Origin of the sequence: Halorubrum lipolyticum DSM 21995 (assembly GCF_000337375.1) — an archaeon.
In the GTDB taxonomy this organism is placed as follows: Archaea; Halobacteriota; Halobacteria; order Halobacteriales; family Haloferacaceae; genus Halorubrum; species Halorubrum lipolyticum.
On record NZ_AOJG01000001.1, the window covers coordinates 126,146 to 147,838 of the forward strand.

A 21,693-nucleotide genomic window follows, 5' to 3' on the forward strand; every position below is an offset into this window, starting at 1 on the left:
TTCGCCTTCGACGCCGTTAGCTCCGGCTCGTCCCGCGCGGCGCTTACGCGTCTGCGCCTTCGGCGAGCCCGTCGGCGACGATCCGGAAGGTGGCGGTGTCGCCCGCGGGCTTCGAGCGGTGTTTCTCGAGCGTCGCCCGGCGGTTTCCGCCGCGGAACCGGTCGACGCGGAGGATCGCCCCGGTCCAGTGGTTGAGGGTGTTGCCGCCGAGCGCGCGGTCGCGGTCGCTGTCGGGGTCGGTGAACACCTGGTTGGTGATGACGACCGCGACGTCGTGTCGCCGGGCCAGAGACAGGAGGTGCGTCACCTGTTTGGCGACCTTGCGGAGCGACTGGCCGCCCTCGGTGTCGCCGGCGCGCTCCAGTCGGTAGAAGCCCGTCGCGGAGTCCAACACGATCAGCTCGACCTCCTCGGCGAGCTCCTCGGCGTCGCGGACGGCCTCCCGCTGGTCATCGAAGTCGTACGCCTCCGAGATCACCAGCCGCGAGGCGATCTGCTCGACCGTCTCGTGGTCGGCCCGCCCGGCGGCCATCTGCTCGAACCGGTCGATCGAGAGCCCCTCGGTGTCGATGTAGAGGGCGCGCTCGCCGCCGGCCGCGACCTCGACGGCCGCGGCCAGCGCGAGGTTCGTCTTGCCGGCCGCCGGCGGGCCGTACACCTGCGTGACGACCCCGCGCTCGAACCCCCCGCCCAACAGGTCGTCGACCGGCCGACAGCCGGTCGGGATCGGATCGCTCACTGTGGAGGGCTTCGCCCGCGCTCGTATTTAAACGGTCGATCGCGGTGGAGACGGACGGATAGCCGTATCGCGGTGGGGACGAACGGATAGTCGTCGGCGACGGGCGAGACGCGTCGCTCGTCGAGTGTCGATAAGTGTGAAAGAAACGGAGATGGCGTCGGTCGCGCCGACCGACGGCCGAGATCCGATATTGCGTGCGGACGCGCCGTCCGCGACTCGGGGGTTAGTTGCGGACGAGGTTCGTCGCGCGGGGTCCCTTGGGGGACGATTCGATGTCGAATTCCACTTCCTGACCCTCCTCGAGGTCCGGGCCGCCGACGTCTTCCATGTGGAAGAACACGTCTTCGTCGTCGTCGAGGTCGCCGTCGTCAGTCGAGATGAAACCGTAGCCGCCAGTGTCGTTGAAGAAATCAACCTTACCGTTTGCCATTGCAAACAAACGTATGGCCCATTTGGGGATAACCCTTGCGAGGGTCACGGTACCACGACCGTCTCGAGGTGGATTCACACCATCACGACTCTCTCGGAGACGGACTCACATCCGCTCGGAGACGGATCGCCTGTGTTCAGCGCGTGCCATCAGTCGCGGGGTTCATTTACGAGCGACCACGTAGGTGGGGTAACGACATGGATCGCCGCCACTTCCTCCGCTCGCTCGCCGCCACCGGCGTCGCCGCCGGCACGACCGCCACGGCCGGCTGTGCCGGGGTCCTCGGCGGCTCCGGCGCCGAGGGGACGATCCTCGGCCCGCCGGAAACGGACCTGAGCGAGGCGTCCCACCCGAGCTACGGCGACGAGATGCCCGAGTTCACCGTCCCCGACCCGATCGCGGGCGAAGACGTGTCGGTGGCCGACTTCGAGGGCGAGCGCGCCGTCCTGTGGACCTCCTTCTACACGAACTGCCCCGACGGGGTCTGTCCGGCGCTGATCCTCCGGCTCCGGCGCGCACAGGAGTACGCCGCCGAGCAGGGATACGGCGACAGGGCGGCGTTCCTCCCGATCACCTTCGACCCGGAACGCGACACGGCCGAGGCCCTCCGCGAGTACGCCGGTCAACGGAGCGTCGACCTCGACGCCGGCAACTGGCACTTCCTCCGGCCGGAGAGCTACGAGCGCGCCCAAGAGCTACACGACGAACACTTCGGGCTCGTGATCGAGAAGCAGCCGGCCGACGACCTCGAGAATCTGGAGTACCGGTTCCCGCACTACGGGCTCATCATCCTCGCGAACAAGCAGGGAATCGTCGAGCGGGCGTACCCGAGAGGCCCGCAGACGGACATCGAGACGCTCGTGGACGACTTCGAGCGGGTGGTCACCGCGTGAGGCGCCGCCACCTCCTCGCCGGACTGGCCAGCGTCGGTGCCCTGGGTGGAGCCGGCGTCGTCGCGTCCGACGGAGTGCCGGACGCCCTCGGCGGCGGTGACGCGTCGGAGCCGATCGAACCGGTGACGCTCGACACGGTCGAGGCCCCCGGAAGTCGCGACGGGGAGGTGACGCTCCCGGCCGCCGACCGCCCGACGTTTATCGACTTCTTCGGGACGTGGTGTGCCCCCTGCGTCGAGCAGATGCCGGACCTCGCGGAGGCGCACGACCGGCTCGGCGACGAGGTGCTGTTCGTCTCGGTGACGACCGAGGACGTCGGCGGCGCGGTCAGCGAGGAGGCGGTCGCCGACTGGTGGCGCGAGAACGACGGCGACTGGCTCGTCGCCGCGGACGTGACCGCCGAGCTCGCGGCCCGCCTCAACGTCGGCGGCTACCCGAGCGCGCGCGCCGTCGACGCCTCCGGGCGCGTCNGAGATGTGTATAAGAGACAGGTCGAGGGGATCGAGAGCGCGCTCGACCGATGACGGAGCGATTCGACCGATGACCGACGTCTCGCTCGCGACGAACCTCCCGTTCGCCGTGACCGCGGGGGTCGCGACGTTCTTCTCGCCGTGCGCGTACCCGCTTTTACCCGGGTACGTCGGCTTTTACGTGAACTCCGTCGAGGCCGACGAGGCCTCGGTGACCGGGGCCGGAGTCCGCGGCGTCGCGGCCGCGATCGGCGTGCTGGCGACGTTCGCGCTCCTCGCGGGCGCGACCGTGCGAGTCGGGCAGTCGACGCTGTCGAACATCACCGTCTTCGAGACGCTCGTCGGGGGGCTCCTCGTCGTCTTCGGGCTGCTCGTGGTCGCCGGGCGGGCGCCCTCGCTCTCCGTCTCGCTGCCGAAGCGGCGGTCGAGCGTCTTCGGGTTCGGGCTGTTCGGCGCGGGGTACGCGCTCGCCGGCGCCGGCTGCGTCGCGCCGATCTTCCTCGCGGTGGTCGCCCGCGCCATCGCGCTTCCCGGTGACGCCGCGCTTCTCATCCTCTCGGTGTACGCCGGCACCGTCGCCGTCCTGATGGCCGCGACCACCGTCGCGACCGGCGTCGGACTCGTCAGCAACGCCAACCGGGTGATGGCCCACGCCGGGACCCTGAAGCGGGTCGCGGGCGCCGTGATGGTCGTCGCGGGGGTCGGACAGCTGTACCTCTCGCTCGTCGTCTACTGACCGGATCGGAGCCGGCGAACACCGATGTGGAACCTTCGCGCCTTTCCGCACTGCTGTCACTCGGATCGTGAACGGCAGACAGGGATATCCGTGTCGGCGTTCTGGACGGACCCATGACTCCCACGCGACGGCGGTGTCTCCGACGTATCGGCGGCGGATCGGCGCTCCTCGTCGGCGGCGCCGGGTGTCTCGGTCGCGGCTCGTCGGGCGGCGACGCCGGCGGAACGCGCCCGTCGGGAACGGGCGGTCCCGGCGTCACTGTCGTCTCGGTCGACGGCACCGACGACCTCCCCGTCGTTCCCTCAGTCGAGGTCGTTCGCGAGGCCGCGACGGAGGAGTCGCCGCCGCGGCTCCGGACGGTCCTCGAGAACACCGGCGACGAGCGCGTCACCGTCGGCGAGGGGCGGGCGGTCCACCTCGAGTACGTGAGCGACGGCTCCGACGCGCTCGTGTTCCTCCCGAGCGACGGCGAGTACCCGGCCGAGCCCGGCTGTTGGCGACTCACGGACGGCGTGGCCGTCACCGCGGAGTACCGCACGTTCGAGATCGACGCCGGCGCGTCGAGCGGCCGGTCCGTCGACCTCTACGCGACGCCCGGCGAGGACGCCTGCCTCCCGGTCGGGGAGTACCGGTTCGAGACCCCCGTCTCGATCGGCGGGCCCGACTCGGAAGGGGGCCCGTCTGGTCAGTGGGGCCTCACGCTCCTCCTGGAGTGAGCGGGCTGCCGGCGCCGGGGGATCGCCTCGACGGCCGTCGAGCACCAAGATTCATATTCGAGAGCGGGGAAATGGCCCGTAGCCGAACCGACCGGTTCGGTCCCCGCACATGAATCTCGATCAATTCACCGCCGAAAACGCACCGACAGCGAGCGACGAACCGTTCCAGCGCGAGAACAGCTACACCTTAGACGTCGCCGTCGACGACACCGCGATGGCGAAGGCCGGGTCGATGGTCGCGTACACCGGCGACCTCTCGTTCACCGGGAAGGCGTCGGCCGAGGGAGGGATCAAGGGCTTCCTCAAGGAGGCGACGACGGGCGAGGGGACGCCGATCATGTCCATCGAGGGGCAGGGCCACGCGTACCTCGCCGACGACGGGAAGAAGGTTCAGGTCGTCGAACTCGGCGCCGACGACTCGATCACGGTCAACGGCGAAGACGTGCTCGCGTTCCAGTCGTCGCTCTCCTACGAGATCAGCACGATCGACAGCCTCGCCGGCGCGCTCGCCGGGGGGTTCAGCAACGTCTTCCTCGAAGGACCGGGGTACGCCGCGCTCACCACCCACGGCGACCCGATCGTGCTCGAACCGCCGGTCGCGACCGACCCGAGCGCGACCGTCGCGTGGGGCGGGACCTCGCCCGATATCGAGGTGAACCGGAGCCTCTCCGACATGATCGGACAGGAGTCGGGCGAGCGCTACCAGATGCGGTTCGACGGACCGGACGGGTTCGTCGTCGTCCAGCCGTACGAGGAGCACGTTTGATCGCGCGGGCCGCGCCGAGTTTCGAGCCGCGACCGACGAGCGAGCGCCGCGAACGCGACGCTCGTCGGGGACCGTGAATTTAATAGCCGGACGGCGACCTCACGGGGTATGGAACGCGTAGACGTCGCGATCGTGGGTGGCGGTCCGGCCGGCGCCGCCGCAGCGCACGCGGCCGCGACCGGCGGCGCCGACGCGCTCGTGCTGGAAAAGGGGGTTCCCCGCGCCGACCGCGACCGGCTCGGGCCCGACTCGACCGACGCCGCGGGCATCCTCGACTACTGGGTCGACATCATGGGGATCCACCCCGACGAGTTCGACGACGGGGTCGTCCAGCGGGAGCTGAACCGCGCGGAGTTCCGCGGGCCGGACGAGTCGGCCACGCTCACGTCGACCGGGATCGAGTCGTCGTACGACAAGTTCGGCTACACCTTCCAGCGCGCGCGCTTCGACGACTGGCTCCGCGACCGCGCCGAGGACGCCGGCGCCGAGTACCGGGCCGGCGAGTCGGTCCGCGGCGTCGACACCGACCCCGCGATCTCTCCCGGGAGCGGCGAGCCGCGACACCGCGTCGAACTCGCCTCCGGCGAGACCGTCGGCGCGGAGTTCGTCGTGCTCGCCGACGGCCCCCAGCGCACGGTGACGAACAAGGTGCTCGACGAGTACCTCCCCGCGGACGCGGCCGCCTCCGATCGGCTCGCCTCCCGGACGGCAAACCACATCGCGTACCAGGAGTACCGTCGCGTCCCGGAGGACGTGTACGAGGAGGTGAACGACGCGCTCGTCTTCTGGTGGGGCGTGATGCCCGGCGAGACCGCGTACCCGTGGATCTTCCCGAACGCCGACCGGGTCTGTCGGATCGGGCTCACGATGCCGATCGGGCTCGACATCGACGACTTCGACCGCGACGCGTACGCGCTGCTCGAGTCCGACGACGAGTCGATCCCCCAGGGCGGCGAGTACATTCGCCGCCTCTTGGAGTGGCAGTACGGCGACGAGTACGACATCGAGGAGGACTTCCCGCTCGTCGAGGACGCGGGCAAGCGGAACGGCACCGAGACGTACCCCATCTCCTCGACGCGCCCGATCGACTCGCCGACCGAAGTCGGGATCGCGGTCGCCGGCGGCGCGATGGGAACCACCTCGGCCTTCCACGAGGGCGGCGACCACGTCGCGGTCCGCACGGGCGCACTCGCGGGCGAGCTCGCCGCCGCGGGCGACATGGCCCCGTACAACCGGCGGTGGAAGGAGGCGATCGGCGACGAGATCGTCCGCAACGTGACGATGGCGGACATGGTCGCCGACTACGACCCCGACGACTGGAACCGGATCATCGGCGCCGCCGACGCGATGCTCGCCGCGGAGACCGGCGACGGGCTCCTCTCCCAGCCGTACCGCTCCGGCTGGGAGTCGGCGAAGCTGCTGCTCGGCTACAAGTGGAACAAGCACCGCGTGAAGAAGAAGTACGTCGGCATCGACGAGAGCGAGTACGTCTACTGACGCGGCGCGACCGTCTTCTGCGGGTACCGACGAAGCTACCTGATGACCGGCGCGGACAGCTCTCGCGGCTCCGTCGCGATCCCCTCGACGTCGACCGGCTCCACCTCGTGTGTCGGCCACTGTCCCGTCTTCGTCAGCGTCTCGGTCAGGTCCGGGGAGACGAGGTGGGTGTCCTCGCTCTTCGCGCCCTGCACGGTCGGGTTCCACGCGTAGCCCATCGGCCACCGCACCGGCTCGTCGCTCTCGGGGGTCGCGATCCACTCGCGGCCCGAGAACCCCGCCGCGCCGCCCTGGTGGTGCTCGCGCCACTCCTCCGCGAAACCGACGGCGTCGTACGCCTCCCGGATCGCGTCGAACACGTCGCCGGCGGCGTCCGCGCCGTCGGAGCCCGTTAGCTCCCCGGCGGCGGCGGCCTCGGTCGCGGCGAGCGCGGTCGCCTCGACGCGGGCGGCCGCGCGGTGGCGCTCCTCCAGCCAGTCGGGGGCGTCGAACGCGACGGTGCGCGTGAGCGAGGCGTACAGCCCGGCGCGCTCGGCGGTGACGGACACGAGCGCGTAGTCGCCGAGCGTCGCGTCGCTCGGGGTGTAGTGGCGGTACGCCTGCGCGCGCTCCGCGCCGCCGACGAGCACGACGGGAGTGTCGACGTCGCGGGAGGCGAGCGAGATGTCGATGCCGGCGGCGACCTCGTACTCCGGGTCCTCCGGTTCGAGGTTGCGGCAGACGGTCTCGACGGCGGCGGCGGCCTCCCGGCCGAGTTCCCGGTAGCGCTCGACGTCGTCGTCGGTGAGCGGCTGGCGCAGGCGGCTCCCGTCGACGCGCTCGAAGCCCGACACGTCGAAGTCGGCGGCCGCGGGCGCGGGGGAGCGCTCCGCGACGGCCTCGGCCAGCGAGCTCGCGTGCCACGGGAACGACTCGACGGCGACGGCGTCGGGGAGCTCCTCGTCCGCGAGCCGGCCCGCCTCGATGTCGTCGGTGATCACCCGGAGGTCGCCGTCGTAGCCGGCGGCGGCGACGCCGACGTCGGCGTCGGCGTCGACGACGTTGTCGCCGCCGGTGAGCCATGCAAACCCGTTCGGCTTGGCGAACCAGACCGCTTCGAGCCCGCGCTCGTCGAGGTACGCGTCGAGCCTCTCGGTGCGGGCGGCGAGATCGACCATATCCGACGACTCTCGCCGAGCCAGTAAAACCGGTCGGAACCGCTTCGGTCCGCGAGAAATCGGGAGGCGGGACCGGAGAATCGACCGACCGCACCCCCGCGCCGGCGACCGAAACGAAAGGTTCAATTACGTCCCCCGGATACGAGGAGATGCGTCAGTAAGCCCCTGCGGGTTGGTAGTCTAGTCCGGTTATGACACCTCCTTGACATGGAGGAGGCCGGCAGTTCAAATCTGCCCCAACCCATCCCTTTATAACAGTTTCAGCTTGCATAGTCGGTTCTTTATTTAGAGACCTGTCACCACTTCTGGGTATTTGGAGGTGGTCGCAGTGAGTCGGGTCATCGAAATCGAGCCGCCAATCTGTGAGTTCTGCGGCTGCTACATCCTGCGGGACGATCAGCCATGTCCCGCGCTCGACGATGGATGGTGTTACCCATGAGCCGGGGTGTCCCACGGCTCGACTGGGAGGGTCTCCTATGGGAAGCCAGAGGGTATCTCGGCCTTGGAGCCGACGCCCCAGTTCCACTCGATGAGCTCCGTGAGACGGCCGAAGCAAACGGGTGGTCAGAACGTGAGTTCCGCGAGGCGCACCTCAACGGCGATCAGTTGGTAAACGTCGGGACACTCGAGGAACCACAGGTCGTTCTCGGCGATACGGCTGGCGATATCGACGACGAGGACCCCGATACCCAAGACGATACTCCAAGGGTCGACAGCGAGAATCCGGCCTCGAATAGGGACGACAATGGCGAGATACGCCTAAACGTCGAACTCGACACGGAACCCGAAATCGAGCAAGGCGTATTCCCCCATGACCTGGAAGATGTCGCGCAGTGGCTGACGTGGAAAGCCACCGAGGACGGGAGGAAGGTCCCCCGCGCACCGTACGAGCACCCAGACTGGCCCGACAAGTTCGTGTCGGCCCAAGATCCTGAAGTATGGCGCGATTTCGACACCGCCGCCGATTGGTCCGACAAACTCGGCGGATACGGCCTCGCGTTTACCATCCGAAACCGTGAGGACTACCCGGACGAGCAGTTCGTGCTCGTCGACTACGACGACGCCCGAGACCCCGATACCGGCGAAGTACATCCGATCGTTCGCGAGCATATCGAACGAGCAGGCTCGTATACCGACGTCTCGACATCGGGAACGGGCGTTCACATCTTCTGCCGAGGTGAACTTCCCGAGGGCGTGAAAGCTATCGGGGCCGAACTCCCCGCCGACGAGCGCTTCCCCGGCGCAGAGATCGAGGTGTACGACTCAGGGCGCTACTCGGCGATGACCGGCGATCACATCGTCGGTACCCCCCAGGACACCCGGGAGTGCCAGTCGTTCATCGACGATCTCGCCGACGAGTTCGCGACCGTCGCCGAGGGGACACCCGACCAGTTGCTGTGCGAACCCGAGAAGTCGAAAGACGAACTCGCCGACGTCGAGACGACCAACGACATCCAAGATGTATTCGACACGATACAGCACACTGGCCCGCGAGACATCCGACTTCGGTCGACCGTGACCCACGAACGAGGCGACGGTACGAAGTCGCTCGACCCGTCGTGGGCGCAGTCGAAGTCGGGGACCCGACTCGCACAAGTCGGTGACGGCTGGGTATACCGAAAGGGGATGCACGGCCTCGGCGCTCTGCAGATGGTTGCGCTCGAAGAGCGTATCATCACTCGTGTCGACGAGTATCCGACTGGTGAGGATTTCTGGGAGGCCGTCGACGCTCTCCGGCAACGCGGGGCACATATTCCTGAGTACGAGCCCGAGGAAGGCGAACCCGTTTCGGCGCTCCCTCTCGCCCGACTCATGGCGCTCGGCCCGTCCGAGCGCAGGCGGGCTGCGCGAAAGCGTGGTCTCGTCTGGCCTACGACCAACGAGGCTCGCGACCGCCTCCGAAACCGCATCTTCCAGGCAATGCGTCACGGGGAGGACGTTGTCATCGACGCGCCGACCGCCCTCGGCAAGACGTACACAGTCGCCACCGAATCGTGGTTGAACCACAGCGACGTCACCGACGACTCTCCGGTCGTGCACTTCTCGGAGACTCGAGAATCCCGCGACGACGCCGCAGCGAGTAGCCGTAACGTGCCGGGAGTTACGGCAGCGACACTGAAGGGACGCAAGGAACGGTGCCCTGTCGCCCGTGGCGACCACGACCCAGCCAATAACGACGACGAGGAGGACCCGGACGTTGTCATTACGATGGACGGAACCCCCGCTTCGGCGTGGTTCGATGCGGTGTGTGACGGACGTGGTGTCCCGTTCTCGACAGCGCACGCCTACCTCGCTGAGCGGAACGACCAGGGCATCGAGCCGCCGTGCTGTGAGGGCGACGCTGAGTGTCCGGCCAAGAGTCAATGGAACGGCGTGCCTCGCGACGACGACAGTGGTGAGACGGCCGTCGACGTCGTCCACGCGACTCACCAGTTTGCCAACGTCCCGAGCCTCGTGCGCAACTGCAACGTCGTCTTGGACGAGCGACCCGACTTCACGCTCGACATCTCGAACGACCGGATTCAGCGCGGCGTGACGGCGTTTCTGAAGGCAGCAGGTGCCCCCATTCGGACGTGGGAGGCGTTCGTCCAGATCGCCCAGCACTCGGGGACGGGAACCGACGCGGCGAACGAACGCGATGCAACCCAAGGGAAACTCGACTACCAACCGAGTCGGGAGTGGTACCTGGAGAACGCCGACGCTCACACCGTCGCGCCAGCTCTCGCTCGGGCAATCTGGTACGCGCTTCGCGACGACCCAGACGCGAACGGCCGGCGGTCGGTCACTGTTCCACACAGTCCTCCGCGTCTCGACGGGAGTGTACACGAGAACAGCGGCTGGAACCGCGTGTGGGTGACTGTGGTCGTCGACGGGGACAACCGTATGCGTACTGTCCGTGCCGCGCCGGACCTCTCGCTCGCCCGGTGTGTGATTGGCCTCGATGCCCACCCCAGTGCCCCGCTGTGGCAGCGAAACACGAGACCCGGTATCACTACCGAGCCACTACTCGACGCCGACGAGCGGCGTCTGTGGCGGCGCTTCGAGCGCGGGTTGACGGTCGTTCAGGTCGGTGACGCCACGCGCCCCCTCGCGTCGGGCGAGTACTTCGACGAGGATGGGACGCGTGCTATGCTCGAACACCTGCACGAGACGTACGACGACGCGTTCCGCACCGTGATCACCGCGTCGAGTGTCGAGAGTCGCACCAAGCAGTTGCTGCGGGACGTCGGCGTCAAGGACGCCGAGACGATGCATTACGGCGAAGAAAAGAGTCGTAACGACTTCGGCGACGAGACGGTCGGTCTCGTCAATGGAAGCATCGATCCCGGCGACGACTACGTGCTCGACCTGCTGGCCGAGTGCGGCCTCGACGCCGAGCCCAAAATTGTCGAGAACGAGATGGGAGAGGTGCGGCGTGCCCACGGTCGGGAGTTCGTCGGGAACGACGCTGAGACCGCCCGTGAAATACTCGCCAGTGTTCGCGAGAACCATGTCGCCCAGGCATCCGGGCGATACGCTCGGAACGCGGACGACCCAGCGAATACGGCGACCGTGTTCGTCCGCACCGATGCCGTTCCTGACGGCTTCACTGACCTCCAGGTTCCAGGCGTCGAGTGGGTCGCGACCGACACCCAGCGCCGCGTCCTCGAGACGCTACGAGAGCGCCGTGAGGTGACCGCACGAGAGCTCGCTGATGCAACGGGGGTCAGCAAGCGTCACGTCGCCAAGACACTCGCACGGCTTCTTGACGGTGGGAGCGTCGAGTGTCGCGAGGGTGTCGGGGAATACGGTGCTGACGTGTATAGCGCCGATACCGCACCCTCGGGTGTGGTCGACATCGGGAGTGACGAGATTGCGAACGGCGGCGTATGGGATACCTATACGTGGTCGTTCGCGATACGACCAACGATGAGCTGTGAACCAAGTCACCCAGTTCCACCAACAGATGCGGATGGAGCTGAGGAAGCTTCTGGGTGGGGAAAGTCGCCTGGATGACGGTGACCTAACGACGAGGGTTTGGGTCAGCAAGGGCGAACACACCCCTTGCAAATAGATGTATCTGAGCGCCTCAAGCGCAAATAAAGGGATGACCGGGGGGCTATCTCATGATCGCAACGGCGATCCCAGCACCAACAGCAGCGCCGAATAGTGCCCCAACTGCCACAGCTGTTCCTCCGGTAATCGTAAGCGTTCCAACGGATCCAATTAGTGCAACTTCCTTTATCATTGTAGTCGACCTCAAATGATCTCCCGGGCTTCCGGGGAGCAGTGCGGGCAAGCGTTCGTGAATACGATCTCGTGGACACCGCCGCAGCCGGAACACGTCTTAAGTGTCGACGGCGCCAGGTCGGTCTCGCTCGTCGGTCGCACGGTTTTCACTCGACCGTTTTCGACGAGGAAGAGAACCGGGTGATCCATCTTACCCGACTTGTACATACGGACCTCGTCGGCATCGGGATACGCATCCTTTCCGCCCGGTCGGGTGATCTCAACCACCGGTGCAAGCCCGAAGGCATCGAAGAATTCACGGCCGTCTCCGCGTTCTTCCCAGCGGTCTCTCGGATGCCCTACCGCTATTGGACAGACCGGTGTACTGCTCTCCGGTTGGACGCTCATAGGTCCCTCTCAGACGCCTCATCAGGTGCAGTCTCGGACGGTGCACACCTCTGTGAGAGCCGTTCGCTGTATCGGCCTCTCTCTTCGAACAACGAGGCGAAACCATCGCAGTTCGGGCGGGCCTTGCTTCGCTCTTCCCATCGCTCCTGTGCGTGCGACCCCAGTCGATGAGGCGACCACGCCGATGGCTGGTTCTCGGTTCCCCTGTCGATGGAGCCTGCCAGTGCGAGACAGACCCCGACAGGTAGCGTTACCACTAACTTTGTCGGGCAGGTACTTGATCTTGGCATCTTCTGATGTCCGGTCGTGGGCTGCTGGATCAGCACGCGACCATCCTTTCTTGGGGACACCACTGACTGACGTCCCAAGAGCATTGTCTCAAGCATTAGTATTAAACATTTTGGTGGCCAACACAGTAGTAATATGCTGTATTCTACCTTCTGAGGGCCGAATGATTCAATACAGTCCAAACCTAAGTTTGTGGCACGTGCCACAATGCCCACGCCAAGCATCCGTCTAACCGACGACCTATATCACGCCGCGAAGCACAGCGACACGAGTATAAGCAAAATGGCCCGCCAGGGCATCGAGAGAGAGATAATCGGGGAGTTAGTGGGTGTATGCTGGTTCTGTGGGTCGGGGATCATGGCAAAAGAGCGCCAGGATACGGGCGATTATACTCGATTAGATCAATCAGTCCAGGTCTGTAGTCGGTGTTTGGATGACTTCGAGTCGATAGACCGTGGGGAAATGCACGTAAGCGAGCTCGAAGAGCCATACCTCGAACGTGCATACGATAGTGGGAACACCTACGAGATCGCCTCGTCTCGTCTCCCCGAAATCGGGGTTGCATATGGTGTTGAGTCGACGGCAGTCTGGGACGCCAACTACTATCGACACGCCGCTGGTGACGACGATGGAAGCTACTGGGCTGCTAAGTCCCGACACGAGGCGATTCTCCAAGAAGACAGGATTCCGTTGGTCGAGATTGCTCTGAGAAGCCACGCGTTCTCGTTGGCTGTAGGTCGACCCACGCTGCCTGTCTTCGCAGACCGGTTAGGAAGAGCAACCAAGCGTGCAGGTGACTGGAGGAACTCTCCCTATAATTCCGGGCCTCCGGGAACGGCTTTTTCATACGACGATTTACTTGAGGAGGGTATCAACGAGTCAAAATTCGCGGTTCTTCTCGACCCAGAATCCTATTGCCCCGCATGTGGCGTCGCGAGCGGTGATGGAACCGACGAATGCGAGGTCTGTTTCCACCGATGGGAAAAGTGCCCGGACCATCACCCAAATCCGTTGAAGAGCCAATGCAGCGGCGACATCCTCTATGAGATCGAAACAGATCGCAGAGACGACGACGATTGGTTGTCGCGAAGATGTTCCGACTGTGGCAAGTACCGTGAAGTCGTGACCGATGAGTACGTCAAAGAAGAGTTTAGTCGACGGTATCGGCGGGTCTTCGAGGAGATTGAGGACGAACATCCGGCGATAGACCCACGTCTCATCCCTGAATGAATTCTACCAGCTCACCGCCGCTGTGGGAAAGACAATTAACGGTCTAAGGACAGTACCGTAGTGTGACTGACGAAAACCAGCAGACGCTCTCCGGTGCCGGCGTCGACGAGCAGGACACGCTCGACCTCGACACGCTGGAGAGCCACCTCTGGGAGGCAGCCGATATTCTACGCGGCAGTATCGACGCGGCGGACTACAAGAACTACATTTTCGGGCTGCTCTTTCTCAAGCGGATCAACGACCGGTTCGACGAGGAGACCGAGGAAATCGCCGAGGAGTACGACCTCGACGAGGAGACCGTTCGGGACGAGCGCGACCTCCACGAAGAGTTCTGGGTGCCCGACCGCGCCCGCTGGGACCACATCACCTCACAGACGGACAACATCGGTGAGGCGCTGGACAAGGCGCTCATCGCCGTCGAGGATGAGAACGACGTCATCGCCGACCGAGTGCTCTCGACTGTCGACTACAACGACAAGGACCGGCTGAGCGACGCGACGCTCGACGAGCTCGTCACGCACTTCTCGAAACACCGCTACCGGAACATCGACCTCGAAGACCCCGATATCTTCGGGCGAGCCTACGAGTACCTCATCCGGCAATTCGCCGACGACGCCGGGAAGAAGGGTGGCGAGTTCTACACACCCCGCGAGGTCGTGCAGTTGCTCGTCGAGTGTGTCGACCCCGAACCAGGCAACCGTGTCTACGACCCGTGCTGTGGCTCCGGTGGGATGCTCATCTACTCGGCCGAGCACATCCGCGACGAGGGTGGCGACATGGACGACGTCTCGGAGCAGGAAGACCCGCCGCTCGACAAGGAGTTTCTAAGCGGCGAGAAACTGCTCTACAACGGTCGAAGGCACCGGCTTCGAGTGACCGAGAGCGAGTATCCCGGGCCCGAGATGCAGTTCGACGGCAGCCAATTCATCCTCTCGGTGCCCGAGGATAGAGACGTCAGCACCAGACGAAAGCGCCAGGCGGTCGTCGATTGGTACTACAGAACCGCGGAACACGAACTTCCCAACCGTGCTGTCGACTACATTGCGAAGCTCGGATTGAGGGATGTTGACATCGACGTTCGCGAACTACCCAGTCGATGGGGTGAGTATCGATATGGTGGCATCGTCCTCAATTGGCGGTTAATCCTCGCCCCACGCAAGATACAAGATTACGTGGTCGCTCACGAGCTCGCCCACTCTAAGCACGGTGACCACTCGGATTCGTTCTGGAACACGGTCGGTACACTGGTGCCCGACTATCGAGAACGCCGAGAGTGGCTGCGAGTCCACGGAAGCACACTCTCGGTGTAAGCGAAGATCAGGTGACACTCGAAAAGTATTGTAAACATGGTTGCACCTGTCAGAGATGGTGTCACTGGCCATTTTAGGCCCTTTTAGTACTTGGAACACCCGTTTGAAAACGGGTTATTGTACCACATCGAACCTACTACCCTGTCCACACATGTTCACGGTGGAATGTCACATAATGGCGTGCTGGCCATAGTGACTGGTCATTGGGGAGGTACAACTGTTGTCCTTCGTACGGCGCCATAGCCTCGTAACCCTCCAACGAAGGATCGTCTTTGACCGATATGGTGTAGTCGTCATTGATTGTGAACCAGCCGTGGTCAAAGGCCCAATGATGCGTTCGACAGAGAGCCATTCCATTCTTTACCGAGTCTGGTCCCCCCTCAAGTGGATCATCCTCACTGACGCCAGAGACGGGGTAGATGTGTGCTGCCTCAACCTCGAAGTGACCATTATCATCCTTCCATCGCTGACCACAAACTGCACAGGTATGGTCGTAAGCTCGATGTACACGCTTACTGAACGACGAGTTCCGACGTTGCACGGGCCTAACGATTCTTCCCGAAATAGAACGTTCTGGCTTGTCACCTCTACCGAGTTGTTGTTGAAGCTCTGTTGAGCGAGCGAGGGCAATCTCGGTGACTTTTGGCTCCCAGGTGTCTCGGTATCCATCTATTGTAGCGTTTGTCGAGAGACAGTATGCGAATTGATCATCAAGGAGAACTGAATCAACGTGGTCACCAAGTGCCTCGTCTCGAACTGGACCAACGTTGATACGATGACCGATGTACGACTCGACTATCCCATTTCCATTATGGGTTTTATGTGATATCGGTGCTCGAAACGTTTCTCCCACCTCTGGGAGCCGTCCTCGAAGTGAGACCGAGGAGACGCCAGTTGCTACGAGTCTTGACGGCTCGACTCTCAGGATCTTGACCGGGATGGTTTCTCCTGGTTGGGTCCCCTGTGGGGCATTTTTGACACGAACAGGAATTCCGTTGTACGATGCAGGACAATGGCCTGCTGAATTGGTGCCACTTATTTCGACTTCGACAGTATCGCCGATTCCGGGACACTCGTCAGGGGGATTGTCAATGAGTTGTCCTGTCTGGGCTCGTATCGCGCTGTCGTAATACTCGGTTCGAGCTGCCCCTGTGAGGCAAAATGCGTGGTGTTCGTCGTACACGACTGCGTCAACCTGGGTGCCGACGGCGTCCTCCCGAATTGGACCTATCGAAATTTCCCCCGTTCCGTAGTCGAGAATGCCATTACCATTCTTTGAGATCCGAGCGATCTCACCGTGAATGATATCTGAAGGGGATAATTCGCTCATGTGTTAATTATCGTTCACGGTGTATATAAATTACAGTCGTCATTTACGACTGTCCTTCGTCCTGCCATCATCCAAACTGAACTTAGTAGTCTCCATGTAGAGTCCCAAGTTCGAAGTGCCTGTTCCTCATTTTGTTTATAAAGAGGCTATCCTGAAATGCCCGAAAATACAAACTCCAAAGTTCGTGCCAAAGTGTGGCTGACACCCGACCAGGTCGACGCGCTCCGCACTGCGTGCTACGAGGCCGGAGCACCCTACCTTCAGCAGCGTAACGAGACGATGATCGCACTCACATATGATACTGGTCTCCGTGTGGGTGAACTCGTCGACGTCGACGTCGAGATGTTACGCGAGGGAAACAGTGAGTTGTACCTGCCTGGGCACATTCAGAAAGACTACCCGAACGACAACAGCCCGGGCCCGGTGACGATGGAACTGTCAACAGACGTCTCCCGGCTCATCTCGTCGTACCTGAACAGTCGGTGGAAGGAGTCACCCGCGCTATTCCCGGCTCGGTCGTCCGAACGGATTTCCACACAAGGTGTACGCAATATGCTGCACAAGGTCGCTGAGACCGCGAATGTTCGGCCCTATCTCGTCGACGGATCGCGGGGCGATGCCGAGGACGTGTCGCCACACGCACTCCGTCACAGCGTGGCCTATCGGATGATGAACGCTGAGGACGGGAATACGCTATACGATGTCCGCAATCGGTTACGGCATCGTTCGATCCAGACGACTGAACGGGTATACGATCATCTGATCAAGGTATGAGCAGCCGACTTTTGAACTGGGAAGCGTGAGGGGTAGACGTTCACTCGGCTCTGCTGTCCCCAGGAAGAATCTGAGCTAACTCATCCGCCAGGTCCGCCCGTTGAACGATTTGGTTCCGTGGCCTTAGTGGTTGATGCCGGATTGTGTACGCCTGCATTTCGACGTCGAACCCGCTAACCTGCTTCGCTGGATAGAGGAAGGCACTCCCAACTGGTCCCTCGAGGTCGAGATAATCAAGGAGGTAGGTGTTGAACCGCTGGTAGTCTGACAATCTTAACGGCTGGTATCCTTTCTCCTTTCCCTGTTTATATTTAGCATCCCCGATCCACCGAATTGAGTCGTCAACAGCGATGGTGAAGTCTGGACGTCCACCACGAGTCGGCAGAACACGATCCTCGTAGAAGTATTGGCTGTAGTCGTTCAGCGACCTCTTTGCGTCGTAATGCAGACGTACCCGATCGCCGAACGTGTAGCATTCCTTGATTTCGCTACGCTCGGGATCAACATCAGTCAACTCTGCCAGCAGCTCCAGCAACACGCCCAAGCACCACAACTCGTAGGTCTTTCCCATCGGCTTGACCATCGTGTCAAAGTTCTCACGCAAGCCTGCTTCTAACGCTCGTTCGCGCTTGAAAGATTCCCAGAGATCGATAACTGTTTGCATCGCTGGCGACGCACCCGCTCGAATCTCCGACAGCACTCGTGGGTCTGAGAACTCCGACTCGACAGCCGGGCCCACCAGCCGGTCGAACGGTGTACGCGAGAGCAGGCGCTGGTGGTAGATGATCCGGTCGCCAAAGACGTGCTCGTAGTACTCGTAGGCCTCGGACAATCGATGCATCTCCCGAGCGAGGGCTACGTGAAACCGGACCAGCAATCGTGCAGCCGGAGTGTTCTGGGTAAACGATACCTGCGTAGAGACGACTTGGGCAGTTCCCGTTGCCTGCAACTCCATTGTCCCTCGAGCATCGATCTGTCCACGAACAGCCTGCCCGCGCTCGCGTCGACGTTGGACGGCCGTAGGTGGGCGCCCGGCCAGGATGGTTTCGGTCTGCTCGATGAGGAGTCGACTGTACGTCCCGATGCGGGCGTCCGGATCGATTAATCGCTCCGTGGAGACAGGCATTTGGCTCCCAATAGTATTGGCACCAATAAGCTCAACCCAGCCTTGGACGTCCTTCACTAGAGAATTAAATTCGTCTCGATCGAGTTTGTAAGGCCAGACCTCGACACCCTCGGTGAACTGGCCAACCCATCCGTTGGGACGGAAGCCTCTGTCGCTGATGGCTGGCTTGTCTTCCTCGATATCCTCGAGATCAGCACGGTGCTGTTCCGAATCCTCGAGAGCATCCCGAAGCATCCGCACGTAGTCGGTCAACTCTGTCCAGTCAGCGCCCACGGCCTCGATTTCTTCCCGTGGGATCGGGTCTTTGGTATGGGGTTGGAAGCCGCCGTCGTCGGTCATTAGCCGAGGAACTGTTCGTTGTGTTTGGCCGTCTGCAGTGCCGCAGCGGTTCCATCGAGACCAAGCCCACAACAGAGCCTGATCAGGTTTTGATATCTCGATCCGGCATTGCTATTCCCACCGAGTGTCTCTTCACGCCGGATCGTTGCCAGGAAGTCCTCAACCTGCGGGACGAAATACGACGTTGCCGCCCGATCAACTGTCCCTATATCAACGTCATCCTGATACAGTAATCCGTAAGCGATGACGAACCGTGAAGCGTCCATCACCAAAGAATGACCCACCTCGACAATCTCCTCGTTGGTGATATAACTGGCGAGTGCAACCAGTAGCTCAAACGACGAGGCCTCGAGATTCGCGGGAGCAAGGTCCTGAGCCTGGAGGTGATCAACTACTTCCTGAACACGATCAGACTGAGCAATTCCAGGGAAGATGGCTGCAGGATCGGCGTACTCGACACCGTCGTTGGACGTATCCATTGAGCCCTTCGCTTTGTCAATCACGAACGCTAACATGTCGTCTGCCTCATTGTCAACGGCGTCGAGTGCTGCCTGAGCCGCAACCGTGTCAGCTTCAGGGAGGTCTGTCGTTGTTGTCGACGATCGGAGCAGCGACGGGACTTCCACGAAGCCAAAGCGACGCCGAAACGCATAGCCGAGCGAGAACAGTTGGGCCTGATCCTGGGAATTCATCGTCGCCAAGATGCGGAATGCGAAGGGCAGATACGCTTCGTCGTCACCGTAAGTAATCGGCTCACGGTCTCGGTAATCGATATCCAGGAGTGTAAACACCTCACCAAAGGCCTGATCCAAGTTTGCGCGGTTCAATTCGTCGATGATAAGCCACGAAGGCGTACCTGTCAATTCAAGAGAGTCTTGGCACGCCATCGCGGCCTCAGCGAGGACTCCAGGTTTAGATTGCCAGGCAAGATTGCTCGTCGGCTCGGCATCGTCAGTCCCGACCTTTTCGTCCGAGTTTGCGGACTGTTTCGGCGCATACCCTCCTGCCACCTCATAGTTGGACCATTCGGCGTTGGCTGTTCGCAACAGCACGTCGTCTTCACCAGTGCCACAGATAACTTCGGACAATTTTCGTGCAGCTCGGGTTTTTCCTGTTCCTGGTGGGCCAAAGAAGACGAGATTTCGCCCGGCAACGAGGTGAGCCAGGGCCTCCTTGTACAGGGGGTGGTCGTACCGCGAATCCTCATCGAGAGCGGCGACGCTGGAGGCGGTGTCTGTGACTGCGAGGTTCGGGCCCCCGGATCTTGGCTCGGCCGTCGAGATATGTTCATAATCTTCGCGTTCGATTTTGATGATCCCCTGGCCGCGGCCAGTGTCAACTGACAAATCGTCGACCATGTCGCGAGGGATGGGTGTGAGCTCTGTGTAGTTCTCGATACGGGCTTCGAGCAGTGGATCACCGTCTTCTTCACCGACCTCAACAACGTCGCTGATGCGACCTGCCCCCCGATATAGGCCGTTCTTTCCTTGGGTCAGATCCAGATGAATGATGACTGCATCTTCTCCGGCATCACGTACTTGCTTGGAGCCAGCAATCCCTTTGCGGAACGGATAGGCCCGGTAGCGATCGTGGTAATGATTGTTTTGCGAGGTTATGAATATAAAGAAGTCGTCGTCCTCACGGATCTCCGGCAAATCGTTGATGGGCCAGGCCGGGAGGTCATCTGTGGGGGCACTGTTTGTGAGCACCTCGCCGAGAAACGCCGTCGAAGATTCAAGCTGTGTATAGTGTTCTGTAGGCAGGTGTGCAAAATAGTCGAACCCTGAGAGGTAGTCCGGGTCGTCTTCTCCCAGTGCTTCTAAGACCGATTCGAGGTCATCGACGGTCGCCGAGACCATAACAACTGGCGTCGTTGATAGCCAGATATTCCGAAAGCCTGAAGCACCGTGTAGTAGCTCCCCGAGGTCCTCTCGAAGCTCTATCGAGAAATTCGACAACGGGTAGTCGACTCGCTGGATTGCGACAATGTCCTGCTGTCCAGGTCGATCGAGCGTGTGGAAAACCCAGTCGCCGCTATCGAGGCCTTGGTACTTCTCATTGTGCTTCTTTGGGACTGCCCACATAGTGACGTCAAACTGCTCAAAAGTGTTCGCTTTTGGATGTGGCTCGTCGTGGGCTTCGAAACACTCGGTGATCTCACCAATTGTGTCGTCGTCGAGAGGGTTCATAACCGTCTTCTCGAGATTTTTTGCGAAGCTGTCATTCTTTCCACGCGTTCCGTAGATCTCGGCGTATGGTTCGGTCTCAGGGTGTGGACCAACGGCGTAGAGGGTTGCGAGGGATTCTACTGTTTGAAGAGCGGACCGCGTCGTCGCATCGTCAAAGTCTGTGAGGATATCGTCGACATAGCTGCTGTAAGGTTCAGCTTTGAACGGGCCTGTCCCGATATTGTGGCGGGATGCTTTGTCGACCGTGACTGGAGCCTGGAGCGTAAGATCCGAATCTGTGCTCCTGTCTCTGTTCTCGAAATCAAGGAGCCATTTGATTTCCCTAACGTGCGTATCGTTTTTATCGCCGACCTGTGGAGGGTCTTCGTACTGGTACTCGCTCGTGACAACGCCCATGCCGAGCAATTTATCGCGCTTACGCGTGGCAATGATTATGTCGCCTATCTCGAGATCATTGACGAAACGGTTGAGGTAGCCGAATCGCTTCTGATTCTCGTCGTCCTCTGCTACGTCACAGGTCGCAACGACCTCGTCTCGTGAGCCTGCATCAGTGAGGTCCGCATGCGTGTTGCCATAGCCGATGAAAACACGGCCAGTTCTGAGGTAGGTGTCCCACATTCCCTGGTTGTCCTTCATATGATAGACACTCCAAGGTCGGGATCCCCGTGGTTGTCCGGGGTTGGGGCAGTCGAAGGTCATTATGTGTCTCACACAGGATTGTGTGAAATACCTGTGGGCCGATACTTGGGTCGTCTCCAGTATATTGGCCGAAGTGAGTCAAACTGCGATACTCGCTTTCGACGAGGTGTCACCGGAAATATGGTCCAAAGGACTAATACAACCGAATAGTATTACTCATTAATACTATGGCGACGTGCCAAGGAAACATCCCGTTAACGACCAAAGTCGACGAATCGACTCGAGATCTCGTAGACGAACTGGCGGACGACACAGGCGTCAGCCGATCCGAGGTCCTGCGACGGCTACTTGAGGTATACCACCATTCCTCGGAAGGGAAACTGGAGTGTCCCTCATGTAAACAGTCGACGCGTATTCGTGTCGACGATGTCGGACTATCTAACGTCG

17 protein-coding genes, 1 tRNA gene and 1 pseudogene are annotated in these 21,693 nt (G+C 62.0%); 12 read left to right on the plus strand and 7 right to left on the minus strand.

The genetic code is table 11. The features are described 5' to 3' along the window. Positions 1-43: 43 nt before the first annotated feature. Together radB and C469_RS00650 are read right to left on the minus strand one after the other, a co-directional pair. Positions 44-739, minus strand: a complete 696-nt coding sequence (gene radB, locus C469_RS00645) for a DNA repair and recombination protein RadB (RefSeq protein ID WP_008002902.1) — start codon at positions 737-739, stop codon at positions 44-46. Between the two features lie 223 nt (positions 740-962). Continuing rightward, the gene (locus C469_RS00650; RefSeq protein WP_004595330.1) at positions 963-1,169 is read right to left on the minus strand and encodes a cold-shock protein; all 207 of its coding nucleotides are present in this window, start codon (positions 1,167-1,169) and stop codon (positions 963-965) included. 197 nt (positions 1,170-1,366) lie between these two features. Here C469_RS00650 and C469_RS00655 point away from each other — a divergent pair, with 197 nt between their 5' ends. The 6 genes from C469_RS00655 to C469_RS00680 all read left to right on the plus strand — a co-directional run bounded on the left by C469_RS00655 (position 1,367) and on the right by C469_RS00680 (position 6,247). Next, positions 1,367-2,062: an SCO family protein gene (locus tag C469_RS00655; protein ID WP_008002904.1), complete on the plus strand. Its 696-nt coding sequence runs from the start codon at positions 1,367-1,369 to the stop codon at positions 2,060-2,062. Then, positions 2,059-2,586, plus strand: coding sequence for a TlpA family protein disulfide reductase (locus C469_RS00660; protein WP_008002906.1), 528 nt, complete (start codon positions 2,059-2,061; stop codon positions 2,584-2,586). The genes C469_RS00655 and C469_RS00660 overlap by 4 nt, the downstream gene beginning before the upstream one ends. 16 nt (positions 2,587-2,602) lie before the next feature. Further along, positions 2,603-3,268: a cytochrome c biogenesis protein CcdA gene (locus C469_RS00665; RefSeq protein ID WP_008002908.1), complete on the plus strand. Its 666-nt coding sequence runs from the start codon at positions 2,603-2,605 to the stop codon at positions 3,266-3,268. A 113-nt stretch (positions 3,269-3,381) separates the two neighbouring features. Then, complete coding sequence (locus C469_RS00670) at positions 3,382-3,984, plus strand: hypothetical protein (protein WP_008002910.1); 603 nt, start codon at positions 3,382-3,384, stop codon at positions 3,982-3,984. A 109-nt stretch (positions 3,985-4,093) separates the two neighbouring features. After that, entirely contained in the window at positions 4,094-4,750 is a 657-nt protein-coding gene (locus C469_RS00675) for an AIM24 family protein (RefSeq protein WP_008002912.1), read from the plus strand. 108 nt (positions 4,751-4,858) lie between these two features. After that, entirely contained in the window at positions 4,859-6,247 is a 1,389-nt protein-coding gene (locus C469_RS00680; RefSeq protein ID WP_008002914.1) for an NAD(P)/FAD-dependent oxidoreductase, read from the plus strand. Positions 6,248-6,282: 35 nt separating this feature from the next. Here C469_RS00680 and C469_RS00685 read toward each other — a convergent pair whose 3' ends face one another. Beyond that, positions 6,283-7,404, minus strand: coding sequence for a M24 family metallopeptidase (locus tag C469_RS00685; RefSeq protein WP_008002916.1), 1,122 nt, complete (start codon positions 7,402-7,404; stop codon positions 6,283-6,285). 169 nt (positions 7,405-7,573) lie between these two features. Between C469_RS00685 and C469_RS00690 the strand changes: the two genes are divergently transcribed. Then, positions 7,574-7,648 (plus strand) — tRNA-Val (locus tag C469_RS00690). A gap of 191 nt (positions 7,649-7,839) precedes the next feature. After that, a complete protein-coding gene (locus tag C469_RS17415; protein WP_241429964.1) occupies positions 7,840-11,400 on the plus strand; it encodes an HTH domain-containing protein in 3,561 nt (1,186 codons plus the stop codon). A gap of 243 nt (positions 11,401-11,643) precedes the next feature. Here C469_RS17415 and C469_RS16570 read toward each other — a convergent pair whose 3' ends face one another. Then, positions 11,644-12,021: a hypothetical protein gene (locus C469_RS16570; protein WP_147587213.1), complete on the minus strand. Its 378-nt coding sequence runs from the start codon at positions 12,019-12,021 to the stop codon at positions 11,644-11,646. 495 nt (positions 12,022-12,516) lie between these two features. Here C469_RS16570 and C469_RS16575 point away from each other — a divergent pair, with 495 nt between their 5' ends. After that, complete coding sequence (locus C469_RS16575; protein ID WP_147587214.1) at positions 12,517-13,539, plus strand: hypothetical protein; 1,023 nt, start codon at positions 12,517-12,519, stop codon at positions 13,537-13,539. 62 nt (positions 13,540-13,601) lie between these two features. Further along, positions 13,602-14,849 carry a YgjP-like metallopeptidase domain-containing protein gene (locus tag C469_RS17335; RefSeq protein ID WP_008002924.1) on the plus strand — a complete coding sequence of 416 codons (1,248 nt, stop codon included), beginning with the start codon at positions 13,602-13,604 and terminating at the stop codon, positions 14,847-14,849. Positions 14,850-14,985: 136 nt separating this feature from the next. Here C469_RS17335 and C469_RS16150 read toward each other — a convergent pair whose 3' ends face one another. Further along, positions 14,986-16,179, minus strand: coding sequence for an HNH endonuclease (locus C469_RS16150; RefSeq protein ID WP_082230079.1), 1,194 nt, complete (start codon positions 16,177-16,179; stop codon positions 14,986-14,988). Between the two features lie 156 nt (positions 16,180-16,335). Here C469_RS16150 and C469_RS00715 point away from each other — a divergent pair, with 156 nt between their 5' ends. Beyond that, complete coding sequence (locus C469_RS00715; RefSeq protein WP_049910864.1) at positions 16,336-16,953, plus strand: tyrosine-type recombinase/integrase; 618 nt, start codon at positions 16,336-16,338, stop codon at positions 16,951-16,953. Between the two features lie 40 nt (positions 16,954-16,993). Here the strand turns inward: C469_RS00715 and C469_RS00720 are convergent, their stop codons facing one another. Next, on the minus strand, positions 16,994-18,418 hold the full coding sequence (locus tag C469_RS00720) for a hypothetical protein (protein ID WP_008002930.1): 1,425 nt from the start codon (positions 18,416-18,418) through the stop codon (positions 16,994-16,996). Continuing rightward, complete coding sequence (locus tag C469_RS00725; protein ID WP_008002933.1) at positions 18,418-21,243, minus strand: AAA family ATPase; 2,826 nt, start codon at positions 21,241-21,243, stop codon at positions 18,418-18,420. The genes C469_RS00720 and C469_RS00725 overlap by 1 nt, the downstream gene beginning before the upstream one ends. 230 nt (positions 21,244-21,473) lie before the next feature. On the opposite strand from C469_RS00725, the pseudogene C469_RS17710 reads away from it, so the two are divergent. Beyond that, positions 21,474-21,593: pseudogene (locus C469_RS17710) on the plus strand (ribbon-helix-helix protein, CopG family); the annotation flags it as partial. Positions 21,594-21,693: the final 100 nt, after the last annotated feature.